Here is a 17,970-nt window from a genome sequence, read left to right as displayed (position 1 = left end):
CCACTCCTACGGTCGGGCGATCATCGACGTCGACGCCTCGGCGACGAGATCGCCGTGCTGGTTGTGGTACACCGTGTGCCAGGTGACCAGGACGAATCTGCCCGAGCGGCCCTGCTTTTCGACGATGGACTCGATGGTGCGGACCATCTCGATCTCATCGCGGTGGTAGGCGGGCAGGTGGAAGGTGAAGCTCTCCCCGCCGGCCATCCGCCTGGGCGCGCGGGGAAACGCGAGGCTGCCGGAGACCGCGCCGGAGGACCCGTCGGGTCGCAGCGACTCGAGGTGCGTGACGCCGAGCACCGCGTATTGCAGGAACAGCGGGGGGCAGATGATGTCGCGAAAGCCGTTGGCGCGGGCGTACTCCGGGTCGAACCAGAGTGGGTTGTGGTCACCGACCGCCGCGGCCCAGCGCTGCCAATCGCGCCGGTTCACCTCCCCCGCCGCCGAAGCCGCGACCATGCCCACGCGGGACGCCGAGTCGGCGTCGATCAGGGAGTCCGCACTCACCGGCTTTCTCCTCGCGGTTGTTCGAGTGTCTCTTCCAGCCATGCCGCGGCGACGTCGGTTCCGCCGCCCAGCGTCGAGGCCAGCCGCGCCCGTTCGCTCCAGAGATGCAGGTCGGTTTCGGTGACGTAGCCCATCCCCCCGTGCAGTTGGTGCGCGTCCTGGGTGATCAGCCTGGCCGCGGTGGCGGCGTGCATCCGTGCGATCGCCGTTTCCCTGGTGGCGACGTGCCCGCGCGTCAGCCAGAAAATCGCCGAGTGCGCGGCCAATCGCGCGGCGGCCAAGGCGATGTGCATGTTGGCGACCAGGTGTTGCGCGGCCTGGAACGACGCGATCGGGCGGCCGAACTGGTGGCGCAGCTTGGTGTAATCGACGGTGCGGTCCAGCACCGCCTGCCCGATCCCGACCAGGTCGAGTGACCCCAGTGCCACCGCCGTATTCGCGACGCGGCGCAGCCCCTGCTGGTCGCCCTCGGCGAGCAACGCCTCGCCGCCGGCAACCGCGTCCTCGAAGCGCACGGTGAACGCCCGGTGGCCCCCCGCCATGGCCAGCGGCCGCGCGGTCACCCCGGTCGCGTGCGCGTCAGCGACGAAGACCAGCGTGCGCCCGGGTGCGGCGGCCGAAACCACGATGAGGTCGGCGACGTCGGCGTCGGCGACGTAGTCCGCGGTTCCGGTGAGCCGCCAGGCACCGCTCGAGTCGGGGTATGCCGACAGCACGGGCGAGACGACGGCGGCGTCGCGGGCGCTCCACAGCGCCGTGGTGCCGCGGACGGCGCCGTTCGCCAGCGCCGGGAGCCACCCGGCCTTGCCCTCCGGCGGCGCGAGCTGATCGATCGCCAGCGTCGCGGCGACGGTGCTGTGCACCGTCGTCGGGCACAGCGCGCGACCCGCCTCCGTGTAGAAGACGGCGAGGTCCTCCAGGGAGCCGCCGGAGCCGCCGTACTGCTGGGCAATGGAAAGCCCGAAAACGCCGACGTCGGCCAACGCCTTCCACAGGGCCGCGGTGCTTCGGTCGGCGCCGGGTTCGTGCAAACCGCGCACGAGGCCGATCGGGCTCTCCGCGGAGAGCAGCCCCCGCAACATCGAGGCGAACTCGCGCCGCTCGGCGCCGGGTCTAACGTCCATACGAAGGCATTCCGTGGCCGCGCTGGGCGATGATGTCGCGCAACACCTCGTTGGTGCCCCCACCGAAACGCATCAAAGGGGCGGCGCGGTAAAGCCGTTCGAACTTGCCGCCCAGCGGCGCATCCTGTCCGCGATGCGCGAGCAAGCCGTCGGGCCCCAGCAGATCCAGCGCCAGGCCGGCGATGCGCTGGCGCAGCTCGCTGGTGAAGACCTTCTCCACGCTCACTTCCACGGTGGGTATGTCGCCACTGTCCAGGATCGACGCGGCCTCGTATCCCATCAGCGTGGCCACCTCCACGTCGGCTTCGGCATGCGCCAGCCTGCGACGAAGCGCGGGGTCGTCGCCGGGCAGCGTGCCGTCACGCCGCGGGCTTCGCGCGAGCAGACGCAAGTCGTCGACGGCGCGGCGGAGGTCGCCCGCATTGGTCAGCGCGCCGCGTTCCAGATCGAGCGCGCCGGTGATGTACGTCCATCCGCGGTTGACTTCACCGATCAGGTTGGTGACCGGGACCCGCACGTCGCGAAAGTGCACCTCGTTGGTGCGATAGCCCGACCAGGCATAGAGCGGGTGAATCTCCACGCCGGGGCTGTCGATCGGCACGATGATGACCGAAATCCCTCTGTGGCGCAGCGCATTCGGATCGGTCCGCACGCACAGCCATTCGTGGGTGGCGCGCTGCGCCCCGCTGTTCCAGATCTTGGTGCCATTGATCACCCATTCCCGGCCATCGAGCGTCGCGCGCGTGCGCAGGCTGGCCAGATCGGTTCCCGCGTCCGGTTCGGAATAGCCCACGGCGCAGATCATTTCGCCCCTGGCGATCGGTGGCAGCCATTCGCTCTTGTTCTGCTCGGTGCCGTGGCGCATGATCATCGGCGCCACCGAGGTGACCGTGAGGTCGGGTCCGGGCACACCCCAATATTCGAACTCGCTCATCAGCAGGTGCTGATGAACCGCGCCAAGCCCCAGCCCCCCGTACTCGCGCGGCCAGTTGAGTCCGAACCAGCCCTTCTCGCCGACATTGCGGCGAAACCGTGCCACCTCGCCGTCGCGCAACTCCAGATCATGCTCGGCGAGTTCGGCCCGCAATTCGGCGGTGACGTTCTCCCGGAGGAATTCGCGAACCTCGCTCAGCCACGCGCTTTGCCCGGCGTCGAATTCGAAGTCCATCCCGGCAACCTAACCCTTCCATCAGGCCGCGTCAGCGTAACGCCACGGCGGAAGTCGCTCGGCATTCGCCCGACGTTATGCCCTGCGTGCCATGGTGCCGGCCGCGCTGTTTCGTTGACACTCGTCATTGACAGGTGGCAGCGAGACTCGGTAGGTTTGCGGTCGTGCGCTCGCAGGTTCTCAACGCTCGGGACGCCCAGCGGCTGCAAACCCGGGCCCGCCTCTTCGACGCCGCGGTGGCCGAGATCGGCACTACCGGATTGGCGGGCACCGACGTCGCCGCGATCGCCGCGGCCGTGGGCGTGGCGCGCGGCACGTTCTATTTCCATTTCCCGACCAAGGAGCACGTGCTGGTCGAGCTGGAACGGAACGAAGAGGCCAAGATCGTGGCGAAGCTCGCCACCAAAACGAGCGCCCCGGGCGACCTGATGTCGATGCTCACTTCGCTGGTGCGCGAGGTGCTCGCCGCCGAGGAGCGGCTGGGCCCGGTCGTCTTCAGGGACATGCTGGGGCTGCACTTCTCGGCGACACGGCCGGTCGGCGATCAGCCCGATGAGCATCCGCTGGCCGAGTTCGTCATCGCCGCCATCACTCAAGCCCAAGGCGCGCAGCGGATTTCCCCGGATGCGGACGCACGCGAGCTCGGCGTGATCTTCATGACCGGCTTGTTCGCGTTGCTGGCCACCGGCGGGGCGGCGCCCCGGGATCGCGCGGCGCTCCTGGACCGGTACGTCACGACAATCGTCCACGGAATGGAGGCGTCATGACCGGCACAGGCATCGAGGGCTACCGGGTCTACCTCGCGCGTCGGGACGGCGACGCCGATCTGCTGCATCGCCGGCTGACCAACCGTGAGGAGTTTTTCGCGTCGCTTGAAGCCGAACCGGTTCGTTCGGGGCGGCCCATCGACCGGCGCGTGTTCCTGCGCAACCTGCGCCGCCGCCGACCCGAGGCGGGGCTCCCCCGCGAGATGCTGTTTCTCTTGGCCACCGCAAAGCTGAACCAGGCGGAGCGCTTCGGCGTGGACCTGGGCGACACCTATGGGCGCATCGGCGGTGCGGACCAGCCGCCCGAGGGTGTTTACCTCGCCCTGGAGGAGCACTACCACACCCGCCTGCTGGCCTACGTCCTCGACATGTTCGGCCTGCCGTTCAACGTGGTGGTGCCGCCGTTCGTGATGCGCCAGTTCGTCAAGATGGAAGTGTTTCTGCCCGAGCGGTTCGGGTTCCCGTTCGTGGGCGCAGCGGAAATGGCGGGCTGCGTCATGTTCGACGAGTTGCGCCGCGTCGGCGTCGAGTTGTTCGCCGACGAACCGGCCGTTGCCGCACGGATCGACCGGCTCTACGCCGAGATCCTCACCGACGAGCTGGGCCACGTCGGCTACTGCGCGGCGCGCTGCTCCCGCGCTGAGCGGGCGATAATGCGTTGGCTCTACCCGCTTTTCGGCCGGCTATTTGCCCGCCAGACCGCCGAGATCCGGCTGCTCACCGATCCCGGCAAGTTGCACGCCCGCCTCGATGCGCCGTTCGACGTCGCCGGCCTTGCCGCCGGCGTATCGAACGAAACGTTCGTCGCCGCGCTCCCGTGACTACCGGCCCGACCAGGTGCTGGTGGCCAGCTCAAGCAGTCGAACGACCGCGTCGTCCGCCCGGGCGCGGTGCACGGCAACGATCCTGGTGACGAGACCGGGCAGGTCGTCGGAAAGCCGGCGATACACGACCTCGGGGTGCCGCATCGCGCGGATCTGCTCGGGGACGAGGCACGCGGCAAGTCCGGCTATCGGGTAGGTCATCATCGCCGATAACTCGTCCGTGTAAGCCGTGACGCGGGGGCTGACGCCGGCGTTGCGAAATGCGCTGAGCATTTGGGCAGCGACCCCCGGAAGCGACTGCTGTGACGGAAGCACGAGCGGCTCGTCGCGCAGGTCCGCCAGCGCCACCGTGCGTTTCTCGGCCAGCCGGTGATGTTTCGGCAGCACGACCACCGTTCGTTCGCGACCGACTTCGCCGACGACCAATCCGTCCGCGCTGTCGACTGGACCGCGAGTGAAGGCCATGTCGAGTTGGCCGGAGCGAACCGCATCGGACATCTGCGCGGTTCGCGTCTGAACCAGATGCAACGTCAGCTCGGGCAGCGCGTCAGCACTCGCACGGAGCAAGTCGGGTGCGAACCGGTAGGCAAGGCTGACCGCGAAGCCGACATGGACCACGCCCGCCAGTCCGGCCGCGACTCGCCGGGTGCGCCTGACCGCCGCTTCCTGCGCGGCGCTCAAGCGCTCCGCATCCTCACGAAACGACCGTCCGGCGGCGGTCAGCTCCACCCCTCGCGGGGTGCGATCGAACAACTGGACACCCAGAGCACGTTCGAGTCGCTGGATCGCCTGGGTCAGCGGCGGCTGGGTCATAGCGAGGCGTTCCGCTGCGCGGCCGATGTTGCGCTCGTCGGCCACCGCGAGGAACTGTTCGAGCAGCCGCTGGCTCAATTCCATATGCAACATCATATGGAGATCGGCAGGAAAACGTATTGGACGATATCCCATCCACGTCTTTGACTGGAAGAGACGCGAAAGGGGCGGATCAATGAGTGACACATCCGATTTCGGCACGTTCGGCCGTTTCGTCGAAACGCCCGTCGACGAGATGTCGCCGGAAATGAAGGGGGCCTACGATTTCACGCGCGAACTGCGCGCAATGGTGCCCGGCCCACACAAGATCTGGCTCGCCAACCCCACGCTGGCCAGGACGATCGTGCCGACCGGCGCCTACTTCCAGCGCGAATCCACGTTGACAAAAGCGGAGATCGAGATCGCCACCAACATCGTCAACGCCCGCTGGCGCTCCCCGTACGCCAGCTACGAGCACGAGATCATCGGGGAGCGTGCCGGACACCTCGACCCGCGCCGGGTCGAAGCCCTGATCGCCGGGCTGCCGACGTCGTTCGACGATCCACGCCAACAGGTCGTCTATGAGCTGGCGTCGGCACTGGTCGCGCCGCGCCTCGTGCCGCTCGGCCTGTACCGGCGCGCCAGGGAATTGCTGGGTGACGCGGGCATCGTGGACGTCGCGGTGCTGCTGGGCTGGTTCACCATGGTGTGTATGACGCTGGGCGCGTTCGACGTTCCGGCCAACGCTGAAGGGTTGGACCAGTGAGCGCCACCTTACCGCCAAGTCAAGCAAACATTCGGCGCTGCGGGCGTTTTCGAGATGGTCGCACTGACGGGCATCCATCGCACTGTCTGCGCCATTCCCAACGTGTTCGAGATCCCCGCACCCTGAGCGAAGGAGCGTCATGGCCCTGGCCCCGTTACCGATCGTCACGCTGACTCCGGTCGCATTCTTCCCGCAGTGGTATTTCCTGGAAAACCTCGCGGTGCGCGCCGACGGGTCGATACTCGTCACCGACGTCCTGCACAAAGAACTCTGGTGGGTTCCGCGGGCGGAGCACTTGGCGGTGGTCGAACCGGTCCTGGTGCACACCTTCGATCACCCGGTCACCGGGATCGCGGAGGTCGCACCCGACGTGTTCGTCGTCTGCCTCACCGAGGGCTACACCACGCACGAATCGCATTTGGCGAGAGTCGATTTCGCCGGATGGACGCCGGGCGCGGCGGTGTCGCCGGAGGTCATCTACACCTTCGACGACCGAGTGCGCGCCCTTAACGGCAGCTGCGTCCTGGGGCCGAACGTGTTGGCGATCGCCGACTGCTTCGCCGGGCTCATCTGGCGCGTCGACCTCACCGAAGACGCCGGCAGCGCCACGGCCCGGGTGTGGGTTGCCGACGACACCATGGGCGACGACCCCGATAGCGGCGTGCCGCCCCCACCGCAACCCGGCATCAACGGCGTGCGGTACGGCTCGCAGACCGGTCACCTGTACTACACGTCCACCGCGCAGAAGGTGTTCATGCGCGTCCCCGTCGACCCATCGACCCTCGATCCGGCCGGGCCACCGCAATTCGTGGCCGCCATCGACAACGCCGACGACTTCTGCCTCGACGAGAACGCCGGATTCGCCTATGTGACAAGGCATCGCGCCAACACCATCGACCGGGTGCCATTGGCGCCGCGGCACGGCAGCGAGGTGCGCCACATCGCCGGCGACCCGTTCGACGAAACGCTGGTCGGGCCGTCCAGCGCCGCGTGGGGGCGCCGTCCCGGCGACCGCGACCGCGTCGCCTACGTCACGACCGACGGCGGCACGACAGCCCCACCGGACGGCATCGTCCGCCGGGCCGCGCTGCTGCGCGTCGCGTTGGATTAGGCCAACGGGTTATGAGCCGACGCAGCGAAATCGTCACCGCCGGCGCCGTGTCCATCGAGACCTATGTCGAGGGACAGGGTCCGGCCGTGGTCATCATCCCGTCCTACGGCCGCGACGGTGCCAAGGATTTCGACCCGCTCAGTGCGGCGCTCGTCGATGCCGGCTACCGGGTGCTGCGGCCACAACCCCGTGGCATTGGACGCTCGGTCGGCCCGATGACCGACGTGGGCTTCGACGACCTGGCCGACGACACCGCGGCGGTGATCGACGCACTCGCCGAGGGGCCCGCCGTCGTCCTCGGCCACGCCTTCGGGAACTTTGTCGCCCGCGCCACCGCCGTGCACCACCGCAACAGGGTCGCTGCGGTGATCCTGGCCGCGGCATCCGGGAAAACCGTTGCCCCGGAGATCGACTCGGCGCCGATGCGCGCCGGTAACCCGTCGCTGCCCGATGCCGAGCGGCTGGCCGCATTACGCCTGGCGTTCTTCGCGCCCGGCCACGACGCCTCCATCTGGCTGGACGGCTGGTATCCCGAGACTCTCGCCATGCAGGTGCACTGCGCCCGCGATACCGACGTGGACCGTTACCGGGGCGCCGGCGACGCGCCCGTGTTCGAGATCATCGCCGCCCTCGACCCGTTCCATCAGCGGGCGGAATGGGCGGACATGCGCACCCGCTACGGCGAGCGCATCACCTCCACGGTGATCGAGGACGCCAGCCACGCCCTGTTCCCCGAACAACCCGACAGAGTCGCCGGGGCGGTCATCGGCTATCTCCGTTGACGGAAGCGTCAGTAAATAGGCCCTGAACTGTAAACACCCTGTCAAACTCCCGTAAAAACACTTCGCCGCCATCGCGTCCGCAGGCCCGGGGTGCGAAAATTTCTTGCACAGAGTTTCGCTCGAGCCGTCGTCTCGAGCCGTCGTATAGGAAAAAATCATGCCCACCCCTGAGACGCGCCTCCGCAAGGAGTTGCGCGATTGCGCCCTCGAGTTACGGCAACTCGCCTACACGGTGCCGCACGGGGTGGGCGAACATGCCCTGCTGCAGTTGTCGGACCGGATGCGCGCCGCGGCCGACCAGGCGGTCCGCAAGGGCGCCTAGCGGGGCCGGGCGTGTGATCCCACCGCGTCGAGTGTGAGCACAGGGCGCGGATCTTGCGGTAGTGGCGCCGTCATTGCACACCGAAAGCCCTGAGCGCACACCCAAAAGCCGAAGCCGTCAGCCGCCCTTGAGGCGAATCTTCCAGCGCACGAAGCCCAGATACACGAGGCTGAGCACCACCAGCATGCCTATGTCGAACGACCAGGCGCCGAGCGTGTGACGCCAGTGCGAGTCGTGCGGCACCGAGGGGACTGCCTGCTGCAGGGTGAGCAGGTCGACGGTCGAGGCCGACGCCGCGAAACCCCATCTCGCCGGTGTAACCCAAGACATTTGGTCCAGCCCGACGCGATCGGTGACGGGAATCATGCCACCGGAGAACACCAGCTGCGACATGACCGCCACGACGAGCAGCGGCATGATCTGTTCGTTGGACTTGGCGATCGACGACAACACCAGCCCGAGCATCGCCGAGGCGACGGTGGTCATCGCGACGTCGACGAACAGCTCCAGATTCGGATTGCCCAGCGCCACGGCCCCCTGCGTCGGGCCGCCCTTGCCGATGATCGCGATGACGGTGACGATCGCGGACTGAATGACCGCGAACACCGTGTAGACGAACACCTTCGCCAACAGGTAGGCCGACGTGGACAAGCCGACCGCCTGCTCGCGCAGGAAGATGGGGCGCTCACCGATCAGATCCCGGATCGTCAGCGCGGTCCCCATGAAGACCGCACCGACGTTGAGCAGCACCAGAATCTGTCCGGGCTCGGTCGGCGCCGCACCCATCGGGTTCGGCTTGCCGAAGCCGACATCGCCGGGCACCGACATCGACAGCGAACCCATGATGAACGGCAGCAGCGCCAGGAAGACGAAGTAGCCGCGGTCGGAGACGATCAACCGCACCTGGCGCCGCGCGATCGTGGAGAACTGCCGGAACAGGCTCGTGTGCGAAGGATCGCCGATTTCAGCGGGTTGCTCCGCCGGCGGCGGTGGCGGGGGCGGCCCCGTCCGCGCCAGGTAACGCGCCTTGGCGCCGTCGGGGTCGTTCGCGACGGTGCTGAAGATGTCGGCCCAGTTCGTCGTCCCCATGGCCGGACCGATCTGGCCGGGCGGACCACAGAACGCGGTCTTGCCGCCGGGCGCCAGCAGCAGGACCTGGTCGCAGACGTCCAGGTAGGTCAGCGAGTGGGTGACCACCAGCACCACCCGACCGGCGTCGGCCAGCTGCCGCAGCATGGTCATGACCTGCCGGTCCAGCGCCGGGTCCAGGCCCGACGTCGGCTCATCGAGGATGAGCAGCGACGGCCCGGTCAGCAGTTCCAGCGCAACCGAGGCGCGCTTGCGCTGACCGCCGGACAGCTTGTCGACGCGGGTGTGCAGGTGCTGGGTCATCTCGAGTTCCTCGAGTACCCGGGCCACCACCTGCGCGCGGTCGTCCTTGGTGGTGTCGGGCGGCAGCCGCAATTCGGCGGCATACATCAAGGCCTGCTGCACGGTCAGCTGACCGTGCACCACGTCGTCCTGCGGCACCATCCCGATCCTGCTGCGCAACGAGGCGTATTCGGCGTGAACGTTGTGGCCCTCGAAGGAAACCGTGCCCTCGGTCGGGTGCGTGTAGCCGGCCACCAACCTGGCGAACGTCGACTTTCCCGCACCGGACGGACCGATGACGGCCGTCAGCGTCCCGGGCTGTGCGCCCAGCGAGATGTCGTCCAGCAATACCTTGTTGTTCTCGATCGTCCACGTCACCCCGCGCACGTCGAGGCCGCCGGTGCGCGTCGCGGTCGCGGTCTCGTCGCGGCGGGCCAGGGTGCCGCCGGCGAAGATGAGGTCGATGTTGCCGATCGTGACGACGTCGCCGTCGTGCAGCACGGCCGTCTCGACGCGGGCGCCGTTGACGAACGTGCCGTTGATGCTGCGGTTGTCATGGATCTCGGTGCCGTGCGGCGTGGCGACCAGGGTGGCGTGGTGCCGCGAGGCCAACACCTCGGGAATGACGATGTCGTTGTCGTTGGCCCGGCCGATCTTGATCGCGCCGGGCATCGACTCCACCGACGTGCGGCCCGGCCGCAGGATCTTCATCATCGACGTGGCGATATTGGTCGAGTCGCCGACCCGGCCCGTCTCGCCGGCCGCGGGCTCCGCGACGCGGTTTGTCTCTGGCTCCGCCCCGGGGGGCGGCGGCATCTGCGTGGGTTGTGGGCGGTAGATCTTCGGCGCCGGCTGCGGGCCGCTGGGCGGGTGGGAGGGCTGGAATCCGCTGGGAGGATGAACCGGCTGCGGCCCGCTGGGCGGGTGGATCGGCCTCAGTCCGGGTGGATGCACTTGCTGGCGGACTGGTGGTCCCACGGGCTGCTGCGGCTGGCCGGGCCAGTGCGCGCCGACCGGCTGCGGCTGACTTTGGGGCGCCCTGGTGCTTGGCCCGCTGGCCGGGTTGAAGATCGGTATGGACGTCGTCAGAGGGGGCCGCCCGGCCGAACCCTGATGGCGGCCGACCTCGAAGGTCAGCGCAGGGCCGTCCGGGTTGCCGATGTTGACCCGCATGCCGTCCTGGATGTCGACGGCCGGGACGCGACGGTTGTGAACGTAGAGCCCGTTGAGGCTGCCGTTGTCGATGGCAATCCAGCGTCCCTGGTCGAACCGCACGATGAGGTGGGTCCGCGAGATCAGCGGGTGCGCGACGCGGACGTCCGCGCGGAGGTCACGCCCGATGACAACGTCGGTGCCTGCCGCGAAGGTGCGCTCGGATCCCTCGTACCGCACGGTCAGCACGGGTGGGGCTGGTGGGGTCACGAAGACCCACTGTATCGGCAGCGGCGCCGATTGCGGCCCAAGTAGTCAACGCGGTTCATGGTCCTCGGGTAACTCGCCGACGCCGGGCGGGAACCCGCGACCAACGTGAATAAAGGCGCATAAAATCTGCGGCCGACTATCGGCGTGGCGGTTTGGCGGGTCGCCCGCGGTATCCGCTACCCTGCCGCCGCAGCGAAATGCGCCCTTTGCCGCCCGGCCGGGGATTGGCGGCCGCGTGGCAAACTGTTCACTCCACGGGTGACCTCTTTGATGAAGTCCCCGATGTATCGAATGGCCCGCCTTCCCTCCGGCAAGATGTCGGCCGCTATCGGGAAGTCGTGAATTTGGCCGTCCCACAGGTGCAGATCGCAGCGGACTCCGCTGAATTGCAACCGGTCGGCCATGAGCTCGGCGTCCGGCAACAACAGCTCGTCGGAGCTGGCGTGGATGGTCACCGGGGGCAACGAAGACAGATCCGCGTCCACCGGTGACTCGATGCGCGCGGACATTCCCCGGTCGTGCGGAAGCCGCACCTCGCCGAGATACCGGGCAAACATCGACAACGCCGCGCGGGTGAACATGGAGCACCGGCGCGCGTTGCGGTGCCGCAGCTTGCGGGCCGGGTCCGCGTCCGTGAAGGGCGAGATCGCCGCGATTCCGGCGGGCCGCACGAAGTGGGTGCGCATGGCCGCCAGCGTGATCATGAAGGCCAGGTATCCCCCGGCCGAGTCGCCCGCCACGACTACCTGGTCACCGTCGTAGCCGCGCTCCTCGAGCCAGCGAAGGCCGTTCATTCCGTCTTCGATCGCGTCGGCGATCTGATGCGACGGCAACTTTCGGTACCCGACGGTCAACACACCGGCATCCGCCGCCTTCGACAGACGAGTCACCAGGGATCGGTGCGTGTTGAGGCCGCAGGTAAGAAACGCGCCGCCATGGAGGTAAAGGATCGCGCGGTTGGACGACACGCCGGGCGCGCACACCCATTCGGCAGCACAGTTCTCCAGCCGTATCGGTTCGATCTTTGCCGAGTGCGTGGAATGGGGCATCAAACCCGCCAAACCGTCCACATAGTGGAAGGGCCAATGCAGGTTCGGCTGAATGGCCCAAGCACGCACCACATTTTTCACAAGCAACCGGCTGGCCAGCGACACAGCAAAGGACTGCGGGCTGTGGCCATGGTGAACTCGCCGGTTCATTGCCTGGCTCGGCAATATGTGATATGGGTTCGCGCCCATCGCCATTGCTATTTACCTCCTAGAGGTCAGCCGAGTACCCGCGATGGGCGAAGGCAAACGGTCGGTGAATCCCTGGCAAATGTCGGCTTCATCACTGTTTGAGGCCTGGGCGGGGCGGGTACGGCGGCCGATCTCCCAGGTGGCCCAAGATATTGGGCATGGATGAGGCAACGAGCGGGGCCGCGCTGCTGGCCGATCGGGTCGCGGTGGTGACCGGAGGTGGTGGCGGAATCGGCGCGGCGACCGCGCGACTGTTCGCACTGCACGGCGCGCACGTGGTCATCGCGGATATCGACGGCGAGCTGGCTCAACGGACGGCCGACGCGGTCACCGCCTCGGGTGGCACGGCACTGGCGGTCGCGACCGACGTCCGAGAGAAAGACCAGGTCACCGGCCTGGCGCGATCGGTGCTGGATCGCTACGGCCGGATAGACGTGCTGGTGAACAACGTGGGCCACTGGCTGCGCCATCCGGGCAACTTCGTCGACACCGACCCCGAGCTGTGGGACGACCTGTACCGCATCAACCTGCACCACGTCTTCCTCGTCACCCACGCGTTCCTGCCCGCGATGATCGAGCGGCGGGCCGGCGCGATCGTCAACGTCTCGTCGGTCGAGGGGTTGCGCGGCTACCCGGAGGACCCTGTCTATGCCGCGTTCAAAGCCGCCGTCGTCCACTTCACCCGCAGCCTCGCCGTGCAGGTGGGCAGGGATGGGGTACGGGTCAACGCGGTCGCCCCCGACGTCACCGAAACACTGCAGGTGCCCTACTCGCAGTGGCTATCGGCCGAAGAGCAGACGCAGTGGCCGCAATGGGTCCCGGTCGGACGGATGGGGCTGCCCGAGGATCAGGCCCGTGTGATCCTTTTCCTGGCATCGGAGCTGTCCGGGTTTGTCACCGGCCACACCATCCCCACCGACGGCGGCACCGGCGCGGCGGGCGGATGGTTCCGCTCGTCGCGCCGGCCCGGCCGGGAGTGGACGAATCGACCCGTCGCACCTTGATTGTCAGGCGTAACCCAAGGCGGCGTTCTCCGCGCGGATCCGCACGTTGAGCACCACGGCGTTCGCCAAGCTGAACACGATCGCCGTCAGCCATGCCGAATGCACCAGCGGCAGCGCCGTGACCTCTGCGGCCACCGCGGTGTAGTTGGGGTGCCGGACCCATCGGTACAGCCCGTCCCGGATTACCGGCGCGCCCGGGATCACGATGAGCCGTGGGTTCCAGCGTTTCCCGAGGACGGCGACACACCGCCACCGGACAACGGTGCTGAGGGCCACGATGGCGAGCATCGGCCATCCCAGCCAACCGATGAACGGCCGGCCCAGGGCCCACACTTCCACGATGCACGAGATCAGAAGCAGCGCATGCATGCTGACCATCGCCGGGTAGTGGTCGCGGCCGAACTCCTTGCCGCCGTGAGCAAATGACCACGTGGCGTTTCGCTGGGCGACCGCAAGCTCGACCAACCGCTCCGCACCGATGGCGAGGATGAACAGGTAGTAATACATGCTCTAGTTCCTCACCACTGGAGTAGAAGCAGCTCGAAGCTGAAACCCGGACCCATCGCGAGCATCACCCCGAAGGATCCCGCCGACGGCGGCTCGGCCACCGTTCGGCGCAGGACGTCAAGCACCGACGCCGCGGAGATGTTGCCGTTCTCCCGCATGGAGTTTCGGCTGTGCGCCAACGCTTGCGGTGGCAGACCCAGCGCGTTCTCGACCGAGTCGAGGACCTTCGGACCACCGGGATGGCACACCCAGGTCGAGATATCCGCGATCGACAAGCCGTGATCGGCCAGGAAGGCGTCGACCTCCCCGCGCAGATAGTCGTTGGCCATCTTCGGGACATCACGCGACATCACCAGCTGGAACCCGCTGGAGCTGACGTTCCACCCCATGACGTCGACGGTCTCGGCCACCACGCGGCTCCGCGTCCCCAGGACTCGCGGTCCTTGAGGAGCATTGCACCCCAACGGGATTCGGTCCGCGCCGGTGGCAACCACTGCCGCCGCGCCGTCGCCGAACAGCGACACGCCGATCAGGGCCGGAATCGAGGTGTCGGTGCGCTGCAGCGTCAGCGAGCACAGCTCGACCGACAGCAGCACGGCCACATCCCCCGGGTAGCCGTGCAAGTAGTCGTAGACCCGTGCCATGCCCGCCGCACCGGCCACGCAGCCGAGACCGAACAGCGGGACACGCTTGATGTTGGGCCGCAGCCCGACTCGCGACATCAACCGCGCGTCGATGGTCGGCACCGCAATTCCGGTGCTCGAGACCATCACGATGGTGTCGACCTCGTCGGGTTCGACGTTCGCCGCGGCCAGCGCCGAGAGCACCGCCCGCTCACCCAGGTCGACGGCCACCTCGAGATAGGCGTTGTTCGCCTCAGTGAACCCGGTCAGCTTCGGGTACCGCGACAGCGGCAGGGCGAGGCTGCGATTGTCGACACCCGCCGTGTGCGCGAAGCGCATAAAGCCCGGTTCCGCGAATTCGGTCAGCTCGCGCGCCACCTCGTCCTGGTCGTAGCGGTGCGGGGTGAACGCCACCGCCGTGCCGGCGATGCGCGGGGCGCCCCGCACGCCGACAGCGGCATGGTTCGCGGATGTGGAATACGTTGTTGCAGTCATGCACATGCCGACGACCACTGCCCGCCGAAGGTTCATGGGAACGGGCCGAGGTGAGCCGAAACACAATTCGCAGCCATCCCCCCCTACACAAGCGGTAATGAACCAGCGTTCTGTCCGCGTCGTGAATCTATTCAGCTTCCGGGGACTGACAGGGTGGCCTGCTGCTCCACCTGCAGGCCCTGCTGCTCATCCTGCTGCGCTTGCTGAAGATCCAGTTGCTCTTGCTCTTCGGCCTGCTGCTCGGCCTGTTGTGTCTGCTGGTCGGCCTGTAGCTGTTGCTGCAGTTGGGCTTCGTCGTCGTCGCCATCGGCTTGGTCCACCACGCTCATCGAGCCCGATGTCCCAACGGTTTTCGGGTCGTCGGGCTGGGCATTGTGGAACAGCGCCAGCGCGGCGACCGTCACGGCGCCGGCGAAAAACGTTTGGATCATTAGGGTTTGCCTTTTCGCCATCCCGCAAGGCTGCGCCCCGGTGCTAGCAGCGGGCTGAATCGTGGTTATCGATTCGCTGTGAGATCAGCACGAAATCGCGCTTGTTCGTCGATGATCGTCACCGGGATGCCGTTGAGGGCGCCGTTGCCGGACGGTTCGTCGATGAAGGTCGGCGGGGAGAGCACGTTGGTGTTGGCACCCGGTGAGCCGTTGGCCACCGACAGACGGGTGCCCGGCTTGCCATGTCCCCAGCCGTGCGGCAGCGACACCACGCCGGGCCTGATCGCGTCGGTGACCTCCACGGGCACCCTGATCTCGCCGGCCTCCGACTTCACCGTGACGACGTCGGCGTCGGCGACGCCGCAGCGGGCGGCGTCGTCCGGGTGGATCAGCAGCGTGCACCGGTCCCTGCCCTTCATCAGCACGGGCACATTGTGCATCCAGGTGTTGTTCGATCGCAGGTGCCTGCGGCTCACCAGGACCAGCGGCTCGGCCGGCCGCTGCAACCGCGCCGCCAGCCGAGGCAGGTCATCGAGCAGGTACTGCGGCGCGAGACGGATCTTCTTGTCGACGGTGCCCAGGATGTCGGGCAGCTGCGGCACCATCGGCCCGAAGTCGATACCGTTCGGGTTGGCCTTGAGCACGTCCAGGGTGAGCCCGCCCGGGTTCTTGCCGTACTGGTCCCCGAAGGGCCCGGTGCGCAACGTCAGGTCGAGCATTCGCTCCGGCCCGCCGTGCTCGTACAGCTTCCGGATCTCCGCGCCGTCGACTCCCCGCGTGAAGGCCAGGTAGTCGAAGAACCCGTCGTCGATCGCGGCGACGTCGACGTCCTCGGCCGGTGTCCCGGTGCACAGACCGGTCAGCCGGATCAAGATCTCCCACTCGTGCGGGCGATCACCCGGGTCGAACACCGGCGCGGAGTAGTTCGCGATGCTGTGGATCGCAAAGAGCAGGATCAGGTCGTCGTGGTGCGGCTGCTCGAGCGGGGACAGCCCGGGCAGGATGACGTCGGCGTGGCGGGTCGTCTCGTTGAGCCAAAGGTCAACGGAGATCATCGCTTCCAGCATCGGCAGCACCTCGTCGAGCTTGTCGCCGCCGGGTGTGGACAGCACCGGGTTGCCGGCGACCGTGATCAGCGCCTTGAGTTGCCCCTCGCCGGGGGTGGCGATCTCCTCGGCCATGCACGACACCGGCGCCTGGCCGAGGACCTCCTTGGCGCCGCGCACCCGGGTGTGCCAGCGACCGAACTCGGGACGGCCTCCCTCCAGACCCGGCAACGGCTGCGTGGTGATCGACCAGGCCGCCGGCTTGGGAAACATCGCGCCGCCGGGGGTGTCGAAATGGCCGGTCAAAATGTTGATGGCGTCGACCAGCCAGCTGGCCAGGCTGCCAAACTCCTGATTGCACAACCCGATTCGGCCATAGACCACCGACCTCTCGGTGCCGGCGAGTTCGCGAGCCAGTGCGCGGATGCGGTCTTCGTCGATGCCGGTGACGGCACTCACCCGCCCGGGCGACCAATCCTCGGCGACCCGCCGCATCGTCTCGACGCCGTCGACGTGCGGTCCGGCATCGACCAGGCCCTCGTCAAAGAGGGTGTGCGCGACGGCCAACAGCAGCGCCGCATCGGTGCCCGGCACGATCGGAAGCCACTCGTCGGCGCGGGCCGCGGTCTGTGTCCGGACCGGGTCGATCACGATCACCTTGCCGCGTCGGCGGATCCCGTCGATCAGACCCATCACGTCGGGCGCGGCCAACAGTGAACCCTGCGACGCGGCGGGGTTGGCGCCCATGATGACCAGCAGGTCGGTGCGCTCGATGTCGGGCACGGGGAAGTTCCACCAGAGGCCGTACATCAGGTGCGACGAGAGGTTCTTGGGCCATTGGTCGACCGTGCCGGGCGAGTAGGTGACCGGCATCCCCGACATGCCCATCAGCACGCCCGCATACCGGGCCAACGAAAAGGAATGCGCCAGTGGGTTGCCGGTGTAGGCGGTGACCGCACCGATGCCGTACTTCTCGATCACCGGCCTCAGCAGTTCGGTGCAGCGCCGAAATGCCGCGTCCCAGCTGACCTCGCGCCATTGCCCGTCGACCTTGATCATCGGGCGGCGGATGCGGTCGGGGTCGTCGTGCACCTGGGCCAGCGATACGCCCTTCGGGCACAGGTGTCCCCGGCTCCAGACGTCGTCGCGGTTGCCGCGGATGCTGGTGACTTTCCCGTTTTTGGGGCCGCCTTCGACGTGAATCTCCAAGCCGCACATGGCTTCACACAGTGGGCAGGTGCGCAGATGCCTGCCGTCATCGCCGGGCGCCACCCACCCACTGTATTCCGCTACCGCCAGTAGCGGAAGTGGCAAAAATCGGCGTCAGGACGCCCACGGGCCGATGCCGCCGACCTTGTCGATGCGGATGCGGGTGAGCAGCCCGGGCGGCGCGCCGTCCGGGGGGAATTTTATGGTCGGGTCGCCCAGGATCGGGTTGAGCTCGCGCAGCAGCTCGGGGGCCCCGCCCTCGACGATTCGGGCGGTTCCGGCGAGGGATAGGTACGGCCGCATCCCCGGGCTCGGCCCGTTGAGCGACACGATGGTGACGGCGACGCGCGGATCCCTGCGGATGTTGCGCACCTTCTTGTGTTCGGCGAGGTGCGCGGTGACGAGTTCGTCCCCGTCGGGCGTCGACTGCAATGCGACCCAGACCAAGCTCACCTGGGGGC

At 67.7% G+C, this 17,970-nt stretch carries 18 protein-coding genes; 7 read left to right on the top strand and 11 right to left on the bottom strand.

Annotated features, from left to right (window positions below):
* Positions 1-6: 6 nt before the first annotated feature.
* Genes VMD50_RS28600 through VMD50_RS28590 form a run of 3 tightly spaced genes read right to left on the bottom strand, consistent with a single transcriptional unit; the run spans position 7 to position 2,799 of the window.
* Positions 7-507, bottom strand: coding sequence for a MaoC family dehydratase (locus VMD50_RS28600; protein WP_325433154.1), 501 nt, complete (start codon positions 505-507; stop codon positions 7-9).
* The gene (locus tag VMD50_RS28595; RefSeq protein WP_325433152.1) at positions 504-1,631 is read right to left on the bottom strand and encodes an acyl-CoA dehydrogenase family protein; all 1,128 of its coding nucleotides are present in this window, start codon (positions 1,629-1,631) and stop codon (positions 504-506) included. Before VMD50_RS28595 ends, VMD50_RS28600 begins: the two co-directional genes overlap by 4 nt.
* Positions 1,621-2,799 (bottom strand): acyl-CoA dehydrogenase family protein, encoded by a 1,179-nt coding sequence (locus VMD50_RS28590; protein ID WP_325433150.1) that lies wholly within the window; start codon positions 2,797-2,799, stop codon positions 1,621-1,623. Before VMD50_RS28590 ends, VMD50_RS28595 begins: the two co-directional genes overlap by 11 nt.
* A 164-nt stretch (positions 2,800-2,963) precedes the next feature.
* Here VMD50_RS28590 and VMD50_RS28585 point away from each other — a divergent pair, with 164 nt between their 5' ends.
* Together VMD50_RS28585 and VMD50_RS28580 are read left to right on the top strand one after the other, a co-directional pair.
* A complete protein-coding gene (locus VMD50_RS28585; RefSeq protein ID WP_325433148.1) occupies positions 2,964-3,566 on the top strand; it encodes a TetR/AcrR family transcriptional regulator in 603 nt (200 codons plus the stop codon).
* Positions 3,563-4,387 (top strand): hypothetical protein, encoded by an 825-nt coding sequence (locus VMD50_RS28580; protein WP_325433146.1) that lies wholly within the window; start codon positions 3,563-3,565, stop codon positions 4,385-4,387. Before VMD50_RS28585 ends, VMD50_RS28580 begins: the two co-directional genes overlap by 4 nt.
* Here the strand turns inward: VMD50_RS28580 and VMD50_RS28575 are convergent, their stop codons facing one another.
* A complete protein-coding gene (locus VMD50_RS28575; protein ID WP_325433144.1) occupies positions 4,388-5,287 on the bottom strand; it encodes a LysR family transcriptional regulator in 900 nt (299 codons plus the stop codon).
* A 91-nt stretch (positions 5,288-5,378) separates the two neighbouring features.
* On the opposite strand from VMD50_RS28575, the gene VMD50_RS28570 reads away from it, so the two are divergent.
* The 4 genes from VMD50_RS28570 (at position 5,379) to VMD50_RS28555 (ending at position 8,163) form a co-directional block, all read left to right on the top strand.
* Positions 5,379-5,948, top strand: a complete 570-nt coding sequence (locus tag VMD50_RS28570) for a carboxymuconolactone decarboxylase family protein (RefSeq protein WP_325433142.1) — start codon at positions 5,379-5,381, stop codon at positions 5,946-5,948.
* Between the two features lie 139 nt (positions 5,949-6,087).
* On the top strand, positions 6,088-7,059 hold the full coding sequence (locus VMD50_RS28565; RefSeq protein WP_325433140.1) for a hypothetical protein: 972 nt from the start codon (positions 6,088-6,090) through the stop codon (positions 7,057-7,059).
* Positions 7,060-7,070: 11 nt separating this feature from the next.
* Positions 7,071-7,841, top strand: a complete 771-nt coding sequence (locus VMD50_RS28560) for an alpha/beta fold hydrolase (RefSeq protein ID WP_325433138.1) — start codon at positions 7,071-7,073, stop codon at positions 7,839-7,841.
* 157 nt (positions 7,842-7,998) lie between these two features.
* Positions 7,999-8,163 carry a hypothetical protein gene (locus VMD50_RS28555; RefSeq protein ID WP_325433136.1) on the top strand — a complete coding sequence of 55 codons (165 nt, stop codon included), beginning with the start codon at positions 7,999-8,001 and terminating at the stop codon, positions 8,161-8,163.
* A 117-nt stretch (positions 8,164-8,280) separates the two neighbouring features.
* Here VMD50_RS28555 and VMD50_RS28550 read toward each other — a convergent pair whose 3' ends face one another.
* Positions 8,281-10,956, bottom strand: coding sequence for an FHA domain-containing protein (locus VMD50_RS28550; protein WP_325433134.1), 2,676 nt, complete (start codon positions 10,954-10,956; stop codon positions 8,281-8,283).
* A gap of 176 nt (positions 10,957-11,132) precedes the next feature.
* On the bottom strand, positions 11,133-12,194 hold the full coding sequence (locus tag VMD50_RS28545) for an alpha/beta hydrolase (protein ID WP_414686201.1): 1,062 nt from the start codon (positions 12,192-12,194) through the stop codon (positions 11,133-11,135).
* Positions 12,195-12,352: 158 nt separating this feature from the next.
* Here VMD50_RS28545 and VMD50_RS28540 point away from each other — a divergent pair, with 158 nt between their 5' ends.
* A complete protein-coding gene (locus VMD50_RS28540; RefSeq protein WP_325433130.1) occupies positions 12,353-13,198 on the top strand; it encodes an SDR family NAD(P)-dependent oxidoreductase in 846 nt (281 codons plus the stop codon).
* A 3-nt stretch (positions 13,199-13,201) separates the two neighbouring features.
* Here the strand turns inward: VMD50_RS28540 and VMD50_RS28535 are convergent, their stop codons facing one another.
* The 5 genes from VMD50_RS28535 to VMD50_RS28515 all read right to left on the bottom strand — a co-directional run.
* Complete coding sequence (locus VMD50_RS28535) at positions 13,202-13,705, bottom strand: isoprenylcysteine carboxyl methyltransferase family protein (protein WP_325433128.1); 504 nt, start codon at positions 13,703-13,705, stop codon at positions 13,202-13,204.
* Positions 13,706-13,716: 11 nt separating this feature from the next.
* The gene (locus VMD50_RS28530; protein ID WP_325433126.1) at positions 13,717-14,823 is read right to left on the bottom strand and encodes a type III polyketide synthase; all 1,107 of its coding nucleotides are present in this window, start codon (positions 14,821-14,823) and stop codon (positions 13,717-13,719) included.
* A 131-nt stretch (positions 14,824-14,954) separates the two neighbouring features.
* A complete protein-coding gene (locus VMD50_RS28525; RefSeq protein ID WP_325433124.1) occupies positions 14,955-15,275 on the bottom strand; it encodes a hypothetical protein in 321 nt (106 codons plus the stop codon).
* Between the two features lie 44 nt (positions 15,276-15,319).
* Positions 15,320-17,572: a molybdopterin-dependent oxidoreductase gene (locus VMD50_RS28520; RefSeq protein WP_325433122.1), complete on the bottom strand. Its 2,253-nt coding sequence runs from the start codon at positions 17,570-17,572 to the stop codon at positions 15,320-15,322.
* A 51-nt stretch (positions 17,573-17,623) separates the two neighbouring features.
* The coding region (locus VMD50_RS28515) for a pyridoxamine 5'-phosphate oxidase family protein (protein ID WP_325433120.1) at positions 17,624-17,970 on the bottom strand (347 nt) is incomplete at its 5' end.

The sequence above is a fragment of the Mycobacterium sp. genome (genome assembly GCF_035506235.1).
Classification (GTDB): domain Bacteria; phylum Actinomycetota; class Actinomycetes; order Mycobacteriales; family Mycobacteriaceae; genus Mycobacterium.
This window is presented reverse-complemented; position numbering and strand designations above follow the sequence as displayed.